Origin of the sequence: Paenibacillus pinisoli, from assembly GCF_003605435.1 — a bacterium.
GTDB classification, from domain to species: Bacteria; Bacillota; Bacilli; order Paenibacillales; family Paenibacillaceae; genus Pristimantibacillus; species Pristimantibacillus pinisoli.
The window spans coordinates 142,186-159,710 of record NZ_QXQB01000008.1; the positions used below are offsets into that span (position 1 = coordinate 142,186).

Sequence of the window (17,525 nt, forward strand, 5' to 3'; positions counted from 1 at the left end):
TGACTGTGCTGGAAGAGGGGTTGGCGATACGCCAATCCCTCTTTTGTGCAAAGTTACGAAAATTTTCAGCAACCATGCGCTATAAAGCTTGTACGAGAATAATAGAGTGTAATTTTATCCATGGAAAATCTTTTGCATCGACTCTGAGAATAGAACAAGCTATACTTACAACGTGATAAGGACGCGGCTTGTATTAGAAAATACTCAGAAAAATTTTTCTTAACGAAACGCAACTTTTCACAACGACATACGTTTAAATACATGACGTTATCAAGAGGCCGCTGTTATTTTAAATGGAATGAATTCACAAGTTCCTCTTTACGGTACGGGTAGCCCATTGTATAATGTTATAGTGATGCAGCTAGTCTAGCATCTATTCTCTCATGGTTTACAAGTTTCTACGACATGAGATTACATAGGGTTGATCATGCGTAGACATCATTTATACAATTACTGCTCTACTCTGGGAAGGGGGTGACATCGGCTATGAGGGAAACGAGCAATTCACTATCCAAACAAAACTCTCAACAACCGAAGCAATTTAGAGGAGGAGAAAAAAAGGTTATGAAGAAAAGTTTATCCCTGTTAGTTGCGATCGCAATGGTATTCTCCATGTTCGCAGCTGTAGCATCCGCAGCAGAGAAACAAACTGCTGGTGAGTACCTGCAAGAAATCGGCGTTATCAAAGGTAACCTGGAAGGCAACCTTAACGAAGACAAAGAATGGAAACGCGAAGATTTGACAGTTCTGCTGTCCCGTCTTCTGGGTGTAGAGAAAGCAGCTTCCGAGCATGCTAACACTCACGAGTTCACAGATGTAACTAACTCGTTCTACGACGGTTACATTTCCTGGGCTAAAGAAGAGAAATTGATGGAAGGCAAAGGCAACGGCAAATTCGGTTACAACGATCCACTTACTAACCAACAATTTGCAGCAGTTGTTCTTCGCGCCCTGAAAGTCGAAGTTGAATACGCTGACGTTCCTAAAGTAGCTGTTGAAAGCAAACTGGTTGCTGAAGACACTGACTTCGCAGCTAACGCTCTTCGCGGCGTAACTTATGACGTTATCGTTAAAGCTCTGAACACAGAAGTTGCTGGCACTGGCAAGAAACTGGGCACAATCCTGGGCCTGAAAGGTTTCGAAGTAACTGACCTTAAACTGGTTAGCGCTTCTGCTGTAGTTGCTAGCGAAATCAAACTTAACTTCAACACTAAAGTAGCGGCTATCGACGCTAAAGACGTAGTTGTTACTGACAAAAACGGCGCTGAAGTGTTTGTAGAAGAGGCTAAAGCTGACGGTGAAACTGTAACTGTTAAACTGGCTGCTACTCTGACAAACGACGCTGAGTACACTGTACATGTTGCTACTGCAAAAAGCACTGAAGGCAGCGAAGTGAAGGATGCTTCCGCAACATTCACTTACAAGAAGTCTGCAATTGCTTCTGTAGCAATTAAAAACACTACAATCGCAAGAGGCGATGATGTAGAGTACATTGTTAAAGACACGGCTGGCAATGATATTACTAAAGATTTTCCTTTGAGCGCATTTGAAGTTAACTCTTCCGATCTTTCTGTTGTTAATGCTTCCCTTAATGGTGCCGGAATTGGCAAATCCATTGTTGTTATTTCTGTACCAGACAGCGCAATTACTACAGGTAACGTAGTAGTAACAGTTAATGAAGCTACTGCTTTGGTATTGGAAACTCTTCAAGTGAAAAATGCTGCCGATGAAACTGTAGCTGATAACACATTGTATACTAATACAAACGGTTATAAAGTAGTTGCAGAAGCTAAAAGACAAAATGGTTCTGCCGTTACTGGCGCAACTTATTCATTCGTTTCCAGAAACCCATCCATTGCGGTAGTTGATACAAACCATAATGGTACACGTGAAGCATCTATTATTCCAGTACAAGCAGGAACTGCAACAATTGTTGTAACTGCTACAGTTGACGGTGTAACAGTTTCTAAGACTCTTCTTGTTACTGTAAAAGCTGAAGCTAAACTGGCTGGTCTGAAAGTTGACAAAACTACAGTTGTTCTTAAAGACGCTAATGGTCTTCCTGACAGCGTAAATGTTACACTTCTTGATCAGTATAACGGAACATATAAAGGTGCTGCTAACAGTGTTGTGACGCTTGTTTATGACAAAGTAGATGCTCAACTTAATGCTACAGCAACTGGTGATGCTCCTGGTGCTGTACCAGTTGGTGGTACTAAGTACACTGTTGCTAAAACTGCAGTTGATGGCGTAGCTTCGTTCCAATTCACTGGCTTGGTAAAAGGCAACTTCACAGCAACAATTACTATCACATTGCCAAGTGGCGCTAAGCAAACTCAAAGAATCAGTGTAGTTGTTTCTGACCAAACTGTAACAAACGGCTATGTTGTTGAGGCTGTTGACGGCTTGAAACTTGATTCCGCTACACATACAGATCCAGGCAAACATTTTGGTAAAACTTCTACTGATGTAAAAGTATTTACTAAGAATGCTGCAGGCGCTAAAATCGCTGAAGTAACTCTTGGTGTTACTTTGAACTCGCAAAAAGCTCAAGACAGCATTCTGCAGTTCCCTACTACTGATTCCGTAGCTCCAATTCCTGGAAAAGTAGGTAAAGAGACTGTTAATGTAGCTGTAAACAATGTAGTTGTAGGAACATTGACATTCGAAGTTGATTATTCTTCTGCTACTATCATTAACAAGGTTCAAGTAAACAAAGCTTCCATCAGCCTTGCTAAGAATACCGACTTGATGAATGTTCTATTCAGCACAAGCACTACTAACGGTGCGATTTCTCTGATTGACAAATACGGAGCTATCATCACTGCAAATGCAGCTGTTGGTGGTAACGTTCAAATCCTGTCTTCTAATTCTACTATTGTAACTAACGATGGTAATCTGGTAGCTGGTGCAACAGGTAAAGTTGTATTGACTATCCAAATCGAAGGTAAGATTTACACAGTTAACGTTAACGTTACTGAGTAGTCTTCACCAAGAAGAGGCATCCTTCCTAACGGAAGGGTGCCTTTTTATTTTTATTCTTGCCAATTTGAACGAAACATTTTATAACCTCCATACGTCTTTATATATAATACATACCAGGAGGTTGGAAATGGTAACTAAGAGAGGCTTTAACACACGAATAATCGTGGTTTTTGTAGTGTTATCTTTAATGGTACAGTTGTTCTCATCCATGTCTGCACATGCAGCACCTAACGTATCAATTGATTTATCGAATAACGTAAAGGTTTCATTATTTGATGCTCAATTGGCGGCAACGGAGAATGGTCAAGTGGCCTCATTTACGTTGAAAATTGACAACAAGTCTAATTCCAGTCTGAATTTGCTGGACTATTGGGCGAGAATTAAGGGAACAGAGGGCAAAAAATATATCACTAAATTAGTAACGTCCGATGTAAAAAAACCAACTGTGCCAGCCAATAATTCAACCTATCTTACCTTCTATGCTCAAGTGGATAAGTCCGCCACGATTTCAACTCTATCCATCGATTTTCTGAAATGGGATTTCTCTAGACCCAATTATGAATCAGTTGTTGGCAACCTTAAGCCAGGCAACAATGGCACTATAACATTAGGCCAAACACAGAATTCACGTCTTAATCAAAACTTGTTGGGCATTAGCCTGAAAAAATACACGATGTACGAGGATAGCAAATATGCATATGTAAATATGGAGCTAAATATTACGAACTCGTCATCGCTTTTGTTGAAACTTGATGATTTGCAGTATCAGGTTACAACCAATTCAAAGCAAATCCTTAGCGGTACAGCGGGATATAAAGACTTGTCTTTAAAAGCTTTCGAAACAAAGCCTGTTACAGTGGGCGTTGCCATTCCTCGTGACAAATGGGATAACAATATGACGCTGCAAGTGCTTGGAAGCGAAGGCGGAGAGTCGAATATATTGTTGCCATTAGCGAACATTGTATTGACTAAGCTAAAAAGCACAGCCGCCCTTCCTGTGAACAAGCCTAATACTCTAAACATTAATGGAAATTCATTAACGATAGAAGCTGGCGAAAGCACGGTATCCGAGCTGGAAGGCAAAACAGAAATGACGAGTACGGTTACCATCGTCAATAATGAGCCTAATGCGATTACGCTTCCTTCTCTTTCTTTTTACGTGAAGACTAAAGAGGGACTGCTGTATCCATTGCAAATCGAGAAGACGGAAGACGTAACCTTCTTGCCAAAAATGAAGCAAGAGCTTAAACTAATTGGACAAATTCCGAACAAACAAGTGCTTGGAACCAGTCAATTGGTATACTTCTTGAAGAATGAAGAGACCAACATCAAGAGCTTCCTGGGCAACTTTGCAATTAAGCTGTCTAACGGAGATCAAGAAGAAAATACTTCTAATGCTTCTAAAGAAAAGATCTATAATGGTCTCAAAATTGAGCAATTGTCGATCCAAAGAACTCCAAATAATCTTAACGATCTTATCGTTGCGGAGTTTAAGGTGACCAATACGTCAAAAGTGGCTAAACCTATCTTGAATATTGAAGGCAACTTTGTACTGGACAAAGTTCAGCTCAAAGAAAACAGTAAAATCAAGTCGCTGGATTCCACTTTAGTATTAGCGCCAGGACAAAGCTACCGCTTTATCGCTTTTACCACTATTCCGTATACTCAAGTTGTTAAAAACTATGGTTTTAAAATGACAGAGGTTACGGCAGATTCGAAAAAGAACTCCATTCATACTTTCAGTGTAGATAATATTTATAATGCCAGATTATTAGCTGAAAATGAGGAGTATCAAATTGAAACAGTCGGCAAGCGCGGAAGTGTAAAGTTCTTGAATTCCAGCCTGTATGAGAGCAGCAGCACAAACTTAGTCTATGCTGAGCTTGAGTATGTGAACAATGAACAAAGAGCAAATGCGGTAACCTCATTAAATGGTTATTTGAGAAATAAAAAAGGCGATATTATTGATCTAAAATTTGAAAGCTACGAGCATCCAATATTGCCGAGCGACCAATTAATTATGGCAACTTATGCAACATTGCCGCGCAACTTCTCCATGGAAGGCTTGGAAATTTTCTTCGGAGAAGCAGTGACAGTAGCTGAAGGAATAACGGCAGCTGTTAGTCCAGTGTATACAGACAATGTGAAGTTGACTGCTGAACCGAAAAACAACTTTGTTTCGATTCCGATTCAACAGTACCAGCTGAGCATTAGAGATATTGGAGCTTATATCATGTCTTCGGACAGCTTCGCTGCAGATACCATTGAACTTCAATTTGAATATGATTTGCTGCTCAATGAAGGTGCTCCGAACTATACGACCGACCATACTATATTGGTTGAATTTGATGATATGAGCAATCCGCGTTTTAAATTCTCGCAAGAATTTAAATTAGGGGAACTTGAAAGTAAAGATGATAATCTTGTACTTGGCAAAGGCTTGGATAAAACATTCCGGTACAAAAATAATTCGATTGGCAGCAAGCAATTCGGTACGTTCCAATTGAACATTTATGATGTATATAAAGGTCATAAAAAACTCATCGCAAGACGAACTCTAGATATGGGAACTATAAATAAGTAGTCAACTCGTCTAGCATAGTCTTTATAATTCTAGTATCCTATGATTAGGATACTAGACATGAGGAGTTGTAAGCAGTGAACATGAAAGTGTTAAAGGTAACAGGTGCAGCGGTACTTATAGCGGCTGGAGTTGGAGTCGGCATGATTATGGCGAAGCCGCTTGAAGCAAACTCAGCCGTTACGCCAGGCACGATTGAAGATCCTGTCGTAACCAAGAGCTACGTAGACGAGCAGATTGCCAAGCTGAACGGCGGCGGCAATCCAGGCAATAATAACGGGAATTCCGGCGAGGCAGGCGCCAGCGTCAAGCTGGAGGTCGTAGAGGTGCCGGTAGGCAAGACGCTGATGGCTTCAGCCGGAGCCGAAGTGGTCGTGCGTGTAGGCAAAGCAGTCGCTTACAGCTCGGACACGAACGGAATCTCGGATCTGACCGGCGGTGTGGATATCAAGAGCGGCAAGGACGTGCCGACGAATCACTTGATATGGTTCCCTCGCGATGGACGCGGCATTAAAGGACATCCCGATGAGACGAATGTGCTGACCGTTCTGGTGAAGGGCAATTATACCATCAAATAATGAAGCAAGATCAGCAGGCTATTCCAAGCGATTGGGATAGCCTGTTTTGATATTAAGCCCAACATTTCTTCCTTACATGCTATAAATTTCTCCAAATTCCATAAGGTTATACGCTTGAAGCCATGAAGACGGATGCACAATAGAGGTGTAAACCATTCCTCACGGAGGTGCATATCGATGAGCCGTTCCAATAAAGTAGTTGTTCCCAACTGTAAAGCCGCACTTAACCAAATGAAATACGAAATAGCAGCAGAATTCGGGCTTATGTCCGGTGGATACTCGGCCAATGGGGCTGATACTGAATTTGCAGGCGAGCTGGGCGCTGTATCGGGCCAGAGCGGCAGCGTGCATTGGTCGGGCCTCTCCACTCGGCAAGCAGGTTCTGTCGGCGGAGAGATCACACGCCGTCTTGTCGCGCAGGCGGAGCAAGTGTTAAATGGAGGCTTCCAGCTATAATTGGCAAAGTAGGCGTCCATTGACACCAAGCGACATTTTCGGTATCATAAATTTTTAGAAGAAGAGTTGTCTAACAACCTTTTCCTTCGTGGAAAAGGTTCGTTTTTTGTGTAGAACAATCGCACTTATTCAATACTAAGGTTGTAGGAGGTTGATATGGATGTCGGTTAAAGGACGCCACTTATTCACATCTGAATCAGTTACGGAAGGGCACCCGGATAAGATTTGTGACCAAATCTCGGACGCCGTTCTGGACGCATTCCTGGAAGCAGATCCTAATGCGCGCGTAGCGTGCGAAGTTTCGGTAGCAACAGGTCTTGTACTTGTTATTGGCGAAATCAGCAGCCGTGCGGATTATATCGATATTTCGGCGATCGCACGCCGTACGATCAAGGAGATTGGCTACACGCGCGCGAAGTATGGCTTCGACTCCAGCACTTGCGCCGTTCTGACTTCCTTGAACGAACAATCCGCTGACATCGCTCAAGGCGTTAACGCAGCGCTTGAGACTCGCGACGGCAAAGACATGAAGCTAGAAAATGAAGATATCGGCGCAGGCGACCAAGGCCTGATGTTCGGCTTCGCGACTAACGAGACGCCTGAGCTTATGCCTCTTCCAATCGCTCTGTCGCACCGCATCGCTCGCCGCTTGTCCGAAGTGCGCAAGAACGAGACGCTTGCATACCTCCGTCCGGACGGCAAAACGCAAGTAACGATCGAATACGTAGACGGCAAGCCTGTTCGCGTAGACACGATCGTTGTATCGACTCAGCATGCGGAAGAAATCACGCTGGAGCAAATCCAAAGCGACATCATGGAGCATGTCATTAAACCGGTTGTTCCTGTTGAGTGGCTGGATGAGCAAACCAAATACTTTATCAACCCTACTGGCCGCTTCGTAATCGGCGGTCCTCAAGGCGATGCTGGTCTGACAGGCCGCAAAATCATCGTTGATACTTACGGCGGCTACGCTCGTCATGGCGGCGGCGCATTCTCCGGCAAGGATCCTACAAAGGTTGACCGTTCCGCGGCTTACGCTGCACGCTACGTTGCGAAAAACATCGTTGCGGCAGGCCTGGCTGACAAATGCGAGATCCAGCTTGCTTACGCCATTGGCGTTGCACAGCCGGTATCGGTCAATGTAGACACTTACGGCACAGGCAAAGTGTCCGAAGAGAAGCTGGTTGAGCTAATCACAAGCAACTTCGACCTTCGTCCTGCAGGCATCATCAAGATGCTTGACCTTCGCCGCCCTATCTACGCTCAAACAGCGGCTTACGGCCACTTCGGACGTACAGACGTGGATCTTCCATGGGAGCGCGTAGACAAAGCCGAGCTGCTGAAAGCAGGAGCTGGCCTGTAATACCGATTGGAAAATAGTAGGCGCTAATGCGCAACATATAAGCCGTTTCACCCGTCATTTTCTATTGATGGGCGAAACGGCTTTTCTTTATGGATTGACTATAGGGCTAACGGCACAAAAAACAGCCAGAACCTAACATTTTCATGCATCCGAACCGAAAAATAAGGTACGAGTGTATATTTGAGGAGTGAACATTATGTATCGTATGCGCAAGCTGTCCTTATTTCTATCTATCGCTATGCTGCTCCAATTCGCCTTGCCTGGCTGGTCGTCTTCAGAGACCGTTATGGCAGCGCCGGGAGGGCCGGTTGTAACAAGCTTCTTCCCTGCCAAAGATTTGGACAACGTGCCGCTGCGCACGAATTTGCGCTTGACCTTCGACGAAAATGTCAAATTGGGCGCATCTTCTACAAGCGTCTCTATATACAAAACGGAAAACAATGCGCTTGTTGAGAGAATGGGCGCTACGAGCGGCCGAGTGTCGGTTTCCGGCAATCAGGCTACGATTACCCCGACCAGCCGCTTAGAGCTGAACACGGAATATTATGTGCTTGTTGACCAAGGCACATTCGTCAATGTCTCCAATGGCGCGTCTTATACCGGCATTCAGAATGCGACGACTTGGCGTTTCCGTACGCTGCTCGCGGAGGACAACACAAGACCGCAATACATATCCCGCGCTCCGGAAGGCACTGACGTCTCCATTACGGAGCCGATTACAATCGTCTTCAGCAAGCCGGTCTATGCGGCAAGCGGCGACATTTTATTGCAATCGACAGAGGACAACCGCTATATCCCTGTGACCTCATCAAGTGTAACAGGAAGCGGAACATCCGTTATCACGATTATGCCTGACGGCGCTTTTATGCCGAATACGAATTATCGCGTGACGATTAGCGCCAGCAACTTCCAGGACCCGTCGGGCAATACCTTTGCCGGTATGAACTGGACGTTCACAACAGGCGCAGCGCCTGTCAATCTGGCAAGCAGCAACCCGTTTACGCCAGCGAAAAACGCTACGCTTGTGCCGACCACCACGGAGCTGACGATTCGCTTCGATCAACAGGTGCAAGCCAATGCGAACAAGTATATTGAGATTCGCAGAGTAAGCGACAACGTGGCTGTGCAGCGCATTCTGGCTACGTCGACCGCAGTTCAAGTGAGTGTGAACAGCGTAACGATCAGACCAACGGCCTTGGCGGCAAATACGCCTTATTATGTTTGGATTGAGCCGGGCGCTTTTTCGAGACCGAACCCGAATGCCAGCCAATGGTTCTATGGCATCAGCTCCGCAACGGTATGGAATTTCACGACAGGCTACGGCAATGATACGACGCCTCCGAGCGTAACGACTTATTCGCCGGTTCGAGGCGGATCATTGACGAATATGAATGGCAAGCTGACGTTAACCTTTAACAAAGAAGTTTATTTGAACAGCGGCGATATTGAGATTCGCCATTCTGCGAGCGGCACGCTCTTCCGTACGATCCCGATCACATCGACGCGTGTGAAGGGTGCCGGTACGAAGGAGCTGACCATTGACGCAACCAGCTATGTGTCCGCCAGCGATCCTGCCAAGTCGTTCGTCAACAACACGAGATATTATGTGACGATCGGCAACCGTGCGATTCGAGACGGCGCAGGCAATTTCTTCGGCGGCCTCTCCGGAACGGGCGGCTGGACGTTCATCGCGGCACAGGACGACAAGAAGCCGAATCTGGTGAGCTTGACGCCAGCAAATAATGCAAGTGTTGTAGAGGTTAATGCTGAATTCAAAGCTACATTCGACAAGCCTGTCATGGTTTCGACGGATCCGCTCAAGCAAATCAAATTTATAACGAAGGTTCCAGAAGGCTATCGCACGATCGTTGCTACTTACGACATTGATCCGAAGGACAATAAAAGCATTATTATTGATCCGGGCCGGTTCGCGCTTTCCTTGAATACCCGTTATTTCGTAAATATTGATGAAGGTGCTGTCACCGACCTGTCGGGCAATGATTTCGCAGGTATTCTGAATGAATATCAGTGGACCTTCCTGACAAGAGGGGCGGATACAACGCCGCCTGCAATCTCGAGATCAGAGGTTAGCGGTTCAAATATCCGTCTTGTGTATAACGAGCCATTGAAGGAAGACTTGAAGCCTTCTCCAGCCAGCTTCTACGTCACGGTGGCAGGACAGCCGCGCAACGTAACGGCTGTGAAGGTTGAAGGCAATATCGTCTTTGTGACATTGGCGAGCAATGTCAATATTAATCAAAAGGTGACACTATCGTATACGAAGCCTGGAAATCCGCAAATCCGGGATTTGTCGGATAATGCGGCAGATAGCCTAAATAATCTCAATATCTCGAATGGCGCTTCGAGCACGAATCCCGTCATCTCAAGCGCTACAGCTTCGGGAACGACAGTGACGCTCAAATTCAGCGAAGAGCTGACGAAGCCGCATGCTTATGCGTACAGCCAGTTCACAATCTCGGTAGGCGGCGTTAATTATAGCGCCAATACATTGACACAGAGCGGCAATACGATTACTTTGACCCTGTTCAGCTCGATTCCAAGCGGCCAACAGGTGTATATCTCTTATAGCCCGATCAGCTACCCGCTCGTGGGCGTATCCGGCAACAATGTGACAGCTTTCAGCAACTATCTGGCCAACGGAAGCGGCAGCGGCGGATCAGGAGGCACAACTGGCGCACCTCAGATACAGAGCGTTGCGGCTTCAGGCAATATGGTAACGATTCGTTACAATCGGGCGCTTAATACAACGACAACACCAGGTTCCTTCCAGTTCAGCGTGCAAGCGGACAGCCAAGCCAAATCGGTTACGAACGTATCGCTATCTGGAGATTCCGTTATCCTGATGCTGAGCTCCAGCATTTCGAGTCCGTCGACCATGCGGGTATCCTATTACGGGACAAGCACCACAACGAAGGATATCTACGGCAATGCCGCGGGATCGTTCAACAACCTGTCGATTTCGAGCGGAACAGGCGGGGGCAGTACGGACAGCATCTCCATGATCGGAGCTATTCTGAAGGGCAATCAGCTGACGATTTCCTTCAGCGAGGCGCTTGATCCATCGTTCGTGCCTTCGAATAACTTCTTTGTCGTCAGAGTCAAAGATTTGATTCGTGTCGTGACCGGCACTCGTGTGACCGGCAATACGGTCGTACTCACACTGGATTCTGCAGCTAAGGTGGGCGAAAAAGCGGAGGTTTCCTACCTGAGCAACTCGAATGGACTCCGGTCCATCACGGGTAAAACAGTCAATGTGTTCAACAACGCCAATGTGGCCAACCAGACGACGATTCTGGACAGCTTGACTGGCGATTATGAAGCTGCCGACGGCGGCGGTGTAGGCATCCTGCCGTCTGCATCTAATATCACCAGCGATATTTCTCCTGCGGGAGTATCGGCCAACCGCTATACGCTGGTCGGCGAGAAATTTATCGCAGCCGTTACGACGTCCAGAGACGCAGGCCTGACAGCTCCCCGGATTGTTTTCAAAGTGCCGGATTACGAGAATGCGGCGCTAGTAGCGCTGCCGGTTGTAGCGCTTGAGATGGCGAGCAGACAAGGCGGAGACGTTACCTTTGTGGTTCAGCATGGGGATGCAACGTATGAGCTTCCATTGAAGACGTTGAATTTTACTGAGCTATCGAGAGCCTTGAATGGCACTTCATCAACCAATCATCTGCTGCTTGCGATTGATAAAGGAAACTCATCCAAGACGCAGGCGTTGACTACAGCATTGAACAGCTCGAAAGCATCGATTATTGCGGGACCGCTCAACTTTGAAATTATGGTTGTGAACGGATCTAACAAGCAAGAGGTTACCAATTACAGCGGATATATCACGAGAACGCTCAAGACATCCTCCAGCGTGAATGAGAGCCTGTCGGCGGTTGTATGGCTAGACCCTGTTACAGGCACGCTATCGTATGTGCCGACTGTCTTCAAGCAAGAGAGCGGATATACCAAAGCGGTATTCAAGCGCAAAGGCAACAGCGCTTATGCGCTGGTAAGGAACGCTAGCAGCTTTAGCGATATGGGCAAGCATTGGTCCTCGGATACGGTTCAGATGATGGCGCGCAAGTTCATCGTGGAAGGCCGCACCGCTTCCGCTTATGATCCGGATAAGCCGATCACGCGCGGTGAATTTGCCACGTATATCGCAAAAGGCCTAGGTCTGGAAGGCAATCGCACAGCAGCGTCCAAGTTCAAGGATGTAAATGCGAATACGGTTATGGGCGCCTACATTGGCGCTGCGGCTTCGGCAGGCATCGTTAACGGTACAAGCAGCACCGCCTTCAAGCCAAACAGCTTCATTACGCGTCAGGAGATGGCCGCGATGATGATGCGTGCGGCGAAGGTGTCCGGCATGAGCGTTACTTTGCCAAGCTCGGCAGACTCCTATCTGCAGAAGTATACAGACCGCGGCAAAGTCAGCTCCTATGCGAAGACCAATATGGCGGAAGCTGTATACCTCGGCATCATCAACGGCAAAACAAATACGACGCTGAGCCCGACAACCAACGCTTCGAGAGCGGAGGGCGCAGTGATGATTATGCGTCTGCTGGAGAAAGCTGAGCTTTTGAGCCAATAAGTAAATGGAATAGGGCCTTTGCCTGAGGGACCACCCCCAAGCATAAGGCCCTATTATTATGGAGCCGCAAGGCTAATTAAAATCCTCTCACAATCGCGGACATAGCGATAATCTATCGCTTGGTAAAAAGTGATAGCAGTCTTTTATGAACGGAACTTTTATCCCATTCTTGTAGTCTATATTTAATAGTTACATAGAGATGGGAGAGTTGCTAGAATTATGAGCAAGCGATCAGACAGCATTGGTCGGCAGAAGAGTAGAGTAAGTAGACGAGTCGTTATTATTGCAGTAAGTGGAGTCCTGTTGGCGCAGCCTATTGCCGGATTGCTTCCGGGCAACGGCGCATCCTTTATCGTATCCCAGGCGGAAGCGGCAACCGCGGCGCCTGTTCTAAAGCTTAAGTCGTCGCAGATCGTTACTGCGGGAGCTAAGCGAATCGATTATGTATGGCATACGACCCGCAGCAATAAAGCTGTTAAGACTGATGTGCATGTTATCGAAATAGATCTTTCCAACCCGCATGTAACATTAAATGCCATGAGCGGCAGGAATAACAGCGTAGGACAGCGAAACAATATTTTGAACATGACAAAGGAAAGCGGAGCTGTCGCGGGGATTAACGGCGATGTGTTCGTGATGGCCAATGAGGGAGCCCCGCTCGGTGCTCAGATTACAAGCGGCACGCTCATGGTCAGCCCATCGAGATTGAACGGCATGTATGCGTTTGCGATGACGACCGACCGCAAGCCGATGATCGACGCCTTTACCTTCAGCGGCACGGTAACGGCCGAGAACGGCCAGACGTTCGCGATTGAAGGGCTCAACCAATCGACTTATACGCCGGAGATCGCAGGCGTGACTTATAGTCATGTGGACAACCTGTTCATCTACACCAGCGCTTGGGGCGGAGCGGAGCGTCCAAAAAATTCGGCAACGAAGCCAACCGAGGTCCTTGTTCGCAATGGCATTGTCGAGCAGATTAGCATCAATGAGCAGATAGCGGGATCAGTTCCGGCTGACGGATACATTCTGCGCGGACATGGCAAAGCCGCTGCCTTCATCAAAGATAATATTAAAGTAGGACAAGCGGTCACATCGGATTATTCCTTGGTATCGCAGACAACGAAGCAGCCGGTTGATACATCCACCCTGCAAATGCTGGTAGGCGGTCATACCTTGCTTGTCGACAACGGGGCGCCATCCGCATTCTCCAGAGATATTCAAGGTGTAAGCGGCTCATCCTTTACATCCCGGACCGGTATAGGCTATTCCAAGGATGGAACCAAGGTGTACATGATTACAAGCGAAAGATCCGGCAGCAATACCGGCTTAAGCTTGAGAGAGCTCCAGCAGATCATGGTTCAGCTTGGTGTACACAAAGGCGTCAATCTGGATGGCGGCGGCTCGACCACGATGACTGAGCGTCCGCTGGGCTCCACGAATCTGCAGCTGGCTCATCCGACGCAGGAAAGCTCGCAGCGCTCCGTATCGAACGGTATCGGCGTCTTCACTACCGCTCCTCAAGGGTCGGTCAGAGGCATGTCGGTCAATGGCACTAATGTTATGTTGCTCGGCCAGACTGCCAAATATTCGGTAAGTGCTTACGATACATACTACAATCCGCTTGCAGTGGATCCAACGACGCTTACTTGGTCGTCTTCCGCAGCGGTAGGCAAATTTGAGCAGAATGCATTTACAGCGAGCAAACTTGGCAAAACAACGATTGTAGCCAAATCCGGCAATGTGGAAGCCAAGTACGAAGTTGAAGTGATCGGCCAGAATGAGATCGCCTCGATGAAGATCAATGCATCCGCCGGCATGCTGACGCCAGGCAGCTCGGTAAGCGTACCGATCACAGTCAAGCTTAAGAACGGAAAGACTTATAATCTGACTGGAGATTCCTTGAAGTGGGAGTTTGTTGGCTTCGAGGGAACCTACGAGAACGGTTCGATTACCGTTAACAGCGTAGACAGTAAGACGACAACCGGTTATGCGGTTGGCAGCTATGACGGATACGGCACGATGATTCCGTTCGTCAAAGGAGAAGTAGCGACCGTGGTCGAAGATTTCGAAGTGTCCCGTTATGCGATCACCTCCCAAGTGACGCCTGCGGATACAACGAAGGGCGGCGTGAAGCTCATTAGCAATCTGCCGAATCAGACAAGCCGCGGCCTCCAGATCTCGTATGACTTCTCGGCAGGCACTGGTACAAGAGCCTCCTATGCCGTATTCGGCGCCAATGGCGTTACGCTGTCCGGCTCGCCGAGCACGATGACGATGGACGTATACAGCGACAACAGCAAAAACTGGGTACGCGCGGAAGTGGTTGATGCCAGCGGCAAGACTCATCTGCTGGACGTGGCCAAAGAGCTGAACTGGGACGGCTGGAAAAACGTCAAAATCGATGTGGGCGGCGCGGGCATTGCATTCCCGGCTAAGCTCAAGCGCGTATACGTCGTGACGATTGACCAGAACAGCGACAAGAAGGCGCCTTCCGGAGCGATTGCGATCGATAATATTGTGCTCCGCACAGCTGCAGTCGTGAAGGAGCCTGCGAGAGCCAAAATCAGCATGAACATCGGCAATACGAATGCATCTGTCAACGGCAAAGCGATCAAGCTGGAGGCGGCTCCGCTGATCCAGCAAGGCTCCACTTACGTTCCGCTGCGGTTCGTCTCGGAAGCGATGGGCGCTGAAGTGCTCTACAATGACAAGACGAGAAAAGTAACGGTCCTGCGCGGAAGCCAGATGATCGAGATGACCATCGGCCAGAAGGATTACATGCTGAATGGCGTTCGTTACACGTCAGATGTAGCGCCTTTCACCCGCAACGGCAGGACGCTGATTCCGGTGCGCCTGTTCTCGGAGAAGCTGGGCTTCAAGGTCGGTTATGATGAGAAGGTCAAAAAAGTTACCATAGAATAGCTAGACGGAGTATGGCTAAAGTGTGGTATGATAAAGAGGAATATCCTTTTTCGATGGGGAGTGCCTAGCTGCAGTGGATCACCTGACGGTCGATATTAATAGAGTTATCTCGAACGCGATTCAAGTCATGGAGGATAGCAAATATCAGATCTATGAAATATGCGAATCGGCACGAACGGAGCTGGAAGCTCTGGAGTCTGAGCTTGAGCAAGTGCTTCAGGAGACAGTCCGGACGATCGATAAGGTAGATCAATTGGAGCAGGAGTACCGTCGCGCGCGCATGCGTCTGACTGAGGTCAGCCGTGACTTCGTGCGGTATAAGGAAGAGGATATCAAGTCCGCCTATGAGAAGGCGACTCAGATCCAGCTCGACCTCATGGTCTACCGCGAGAAGGAGAACTACTTGAAGTCTCGCAGGGATGATCTTCAGAAGCGGGTTCGCAATGTCGAGAAGTCGATTGAGCGCGCAGAGATGATCGGCTCCCAGATCAATGTGGTGCTGGAATATCTCTCGGGGGATCTGAATCAGGTCACACGAATTATTGAATCAGCCAAGACCAGGCAGCTGCTGGGATTGAAAATTATATTGGCGCAGGAGGAGGAGCGCAAGCGTATTGCCAGGGAGATTCATGACGGCCCTGCGCAGTCGCTTGCAAACATCGTCCTGCGTACCGAGATTGCGGAGCGCATGCTGATCAAGCAGCAATTCGAATTGGTGCAGGATGAGCTGGTGGACCTGAAGGGCCAGGTGCGCTCCGGACTTGAGGAAATAAGAAAGATTATATTCAACCTTCGTCCGATGGCGCTGGACGATCTTGGTCTGGTGCCAACGCTTCGCAAATTCGCTCAGGACTTCGAGGAGAAGGCCAGGGTTCATACCGTATTCGAGCTGACGGGCAAGGAAATTCGGCTGCCTTCCGCGATGGAGGCAGCCATCTACCGGATGGTGCAGGAAGCGTTCTCCAATATATTGAAACATGCGAACGCTTCCCATGTATCTCTGGACATCTGCTATAGCCCGCAGCTTATTACGTTGACGATTCAGGATAACGGGAATGGCTTTCTGGTAGGCTTGGACGATCAGCCTACCAGCCGCAATTCCCATTTTGGCCTGGTTGGCATGAGGGAGCGCGTGGAATTGATCGAAGGAAGGATGGTAATAGACTCAAAACCTGGGCAGGGAACGAAAATTGTAATAGACATTCCAACAACTTCCGAACAAAGAAAGGAGAATGAGAATAATGAACCAGATATCGGCTAGCAGTTCCTCTAAGATTAAGATTCTATTGGCTGATGACCATCAGCTTTTTCGTGAAGGATTAAAGCGCATTCTTAATATGGAAAGCGATATAGAAGTAATAGGCGAATGCGGTGATGGGATTCAGGTACTGGAATTCTGCAATCATACTGTACCAGAAATCGTACTCATGGACATCAACATGCCGATTGAGACGGGAGTTGTGACAACAGAGCGTCTGAAAGGAATGTTCCCGGACGTAAAGGTTATTATCCTTTCGATTCATGATGATGAAAGCTATGTTTTTGAGACGCTTCGCAAAGGTGCCACAGGCTATCTGCTCAAGGACATGGAAGCTGAGTCGCTCATCAACGCGATCCGTTCCGTGCATCACGGGCATTCCTACATTCATCCGAAAGTAACAGGCAAGCTTATCAATCAGCTTCGCCGCATGACGTACCTGGATGAGATGGGTGTTGCCTCAGGCGCGGCTGCCGCGAAGGAGCCTGGCGTAAAATATATTGCTACAGAAGAGAGCCCGCTTACACGTCGCGAAGCGGAAGTGCTTCGTCTGATGGCGGAGGGCAAGAGCAATAAGATGATCGGCGAATATTTGTTTATTAGCGAGAAGACGGTCAAAAACCATGTCAGCAGCATTCTGCAGAAGATGGAAGTGGATGACCGCACGCAAGCCGTTATCAATTCCATTAAGTTTGGCTGGGTTACGCTTTAACAATAACTATGATTGATCTCCATATTCCAATGGCAACAAAGCCCTTGAGGCAAGCTTC

At 47.7% G+C, this 17,525-nt stretch carries 9 protein-coding genes; all 9 read left to right on the forward strand.

The window, feature by feature from the left end:
* Positions 1-486 precede the first annotated feature (486 nt).
* On the forward strand, positions 487-2,985 hold the full coding sequence (locus D3P09_RS25835) for an S-layer homology domain-containing protein (protein WP_120114321.1): 2,499 nt from the start codon (positions 487-489) through the stop codon (positions 2,983-2,985).
* A 127-nt stretch (positions 2,986-3,112) separates the two neighbouring features.
* Positions 3,113-5,569, forward strand: a complete 2,457-nt coding sequence (locus D3P09_RS25840) for a hypothetical protein (RefSeq protein ID WP_133305060.1) — start codon at positions 3,113-3,115, stop codon at positions 5,567-5,569.
* Between the two features lie 80 nt (positions 5,570-5,649).
* Positions 5,650-6,144, forward strand: coding sequence for a hypothetical protein (locus D3P09_RS25845; protein ID WP_120114387.1), 495 nt, complete (start codon positions 5,650-5,652; stop codon positions 6,142-6,144).
* A 177-nt stretch (positions 6,145-6,321) separates the two neighbouring features.
* Positions 6,322-6,600 (forward strand): alpha/beta-type small acid-soluble spore protein, encoded by a 279-nt coding sequence (locus D3P09_RS25850; RefSeq protein WP_133305061.1) that lies wholly within the window; start codon positions 6,322-6,324, stop codon positions 6,598-6,600.
* Positions 6,601-6,760: 160 nt separating this feature from the next.
* Positions 6,761-7,963 (forward strand): methionine adenosyltransferase, encoded by a 1,203-nt coding sequence (gene metK / locus D3P09_RS25855; protein WP_120114323.1) that lies wholly within the window; start codon positions 6,761-6,763, stop codon positions 7,961-7,963.
* Positions 7,964-8,159: 196 nt separating this feature from the next.
* The gene (locus D3P09_RS25860; protein WP_120114324.1) at positions 8,160-12,572 is read left to right on the forward strand and encodes an Ig-like domain-containing protein; all 4,413 of its coding nucleotides are present in this window, start codon (positions 8,160-8,162) and stop codon (positions 12,570-12,572) included.
* Positions 12,573-12,791: 219 nt separating this feature from the next.
* Complete coding sequence (locus D3P09_RS25865) at positions 12,792-15,497, forward strand: stalk domain-containing protein (protein ID WP_120114325.1); 2,706 nt, start codon at positions 12,792-12,794, stop codon at positions 15,495-15,497.
* Positions 15,498-15,570: 73 nt separating this feature from the next.
* On the forward strand, positions 15,571-16,758 hold the full coding sequence (locus D3P09_RS25870; RefSeq protein WP_120114326.1) for a sensor histidine kinase: 1,188 nt from the start codon (positions 15,571-15,573) through the stop codon (positions 16,756-16,758).
* The gene (locus tag D3P09_RS25875) at positions 16,739-17,467 is read left to right on the forward strand and encodes a response regulator (protein ID WP_120114327.1); all 729 of its coding nucleotides are present in this window, start codon (positions 16,739-16,741) and stop codon (positions 17,465-17,467) included. The genes D3P09_RS25870 and D3P09_RS25875 overlap by 20 nt, the downstream gene beginning before the upstream one ends.
* The last annotated feature ends 58 nt before the right edge of the window (positions 17,468-17,525 follow it).

Coding starts and splice junctions, on each gene's coding strand:
- D3P09_RS25865 (WP_120114325.1), top strand. CDS start 12,792: ATGAGCAAGCGATCAGACAGCATTGGTCGGCAGAAGAGTAGAGTAAGT.
- D3P09_RS25860 (WP_120114324.1), top strand. CDS start 8,160: ATGTATCGTATGCGCAAGCTGTCCTTATTTCTATCTATCGCTATGCTG.
- metK (WP_120114323.1), top strand. CDS start 6,761: ATGTCGGTTAAAGGACGCCACTTATTCACATCTGAATCAGTTACGGAA.
- D3P09_RS25850 (WP_133305061.1), top strand. CDS start 6,322: ATGAGCCGTTCCAATAAAGTAGTTGTTCCCAACTGTAAAGCCGCACTT.
- D3P09_RS25845 (WP_120114387.1), top strand. CDS start 5,650: ATGAAAGTGTTAAAGGTAACAGGTGCAGCGGTACTTATAGCGGCTGGA.
- D3P09_RS25835 (WP_120114321.1), top strand. CDS start 487: ATGAGGGAAACGAGCAATTCACTATCCAAACAAAACTCTCAACAACCG.
- D3P09_RS25875 (WP_120114327.1), top strand. CDS start 16,739: ATGAACCAGATATCGGCTAGCAGTTCCTCTAAGATTAAGATTCTATTG.
- D3P09_RS25840 (WP_133305060.1), top strand. CDS start 3,113: ATGGTAACTAAGAGAGGCTTTAACACACGAATAATCGTGGTTTTTGTA.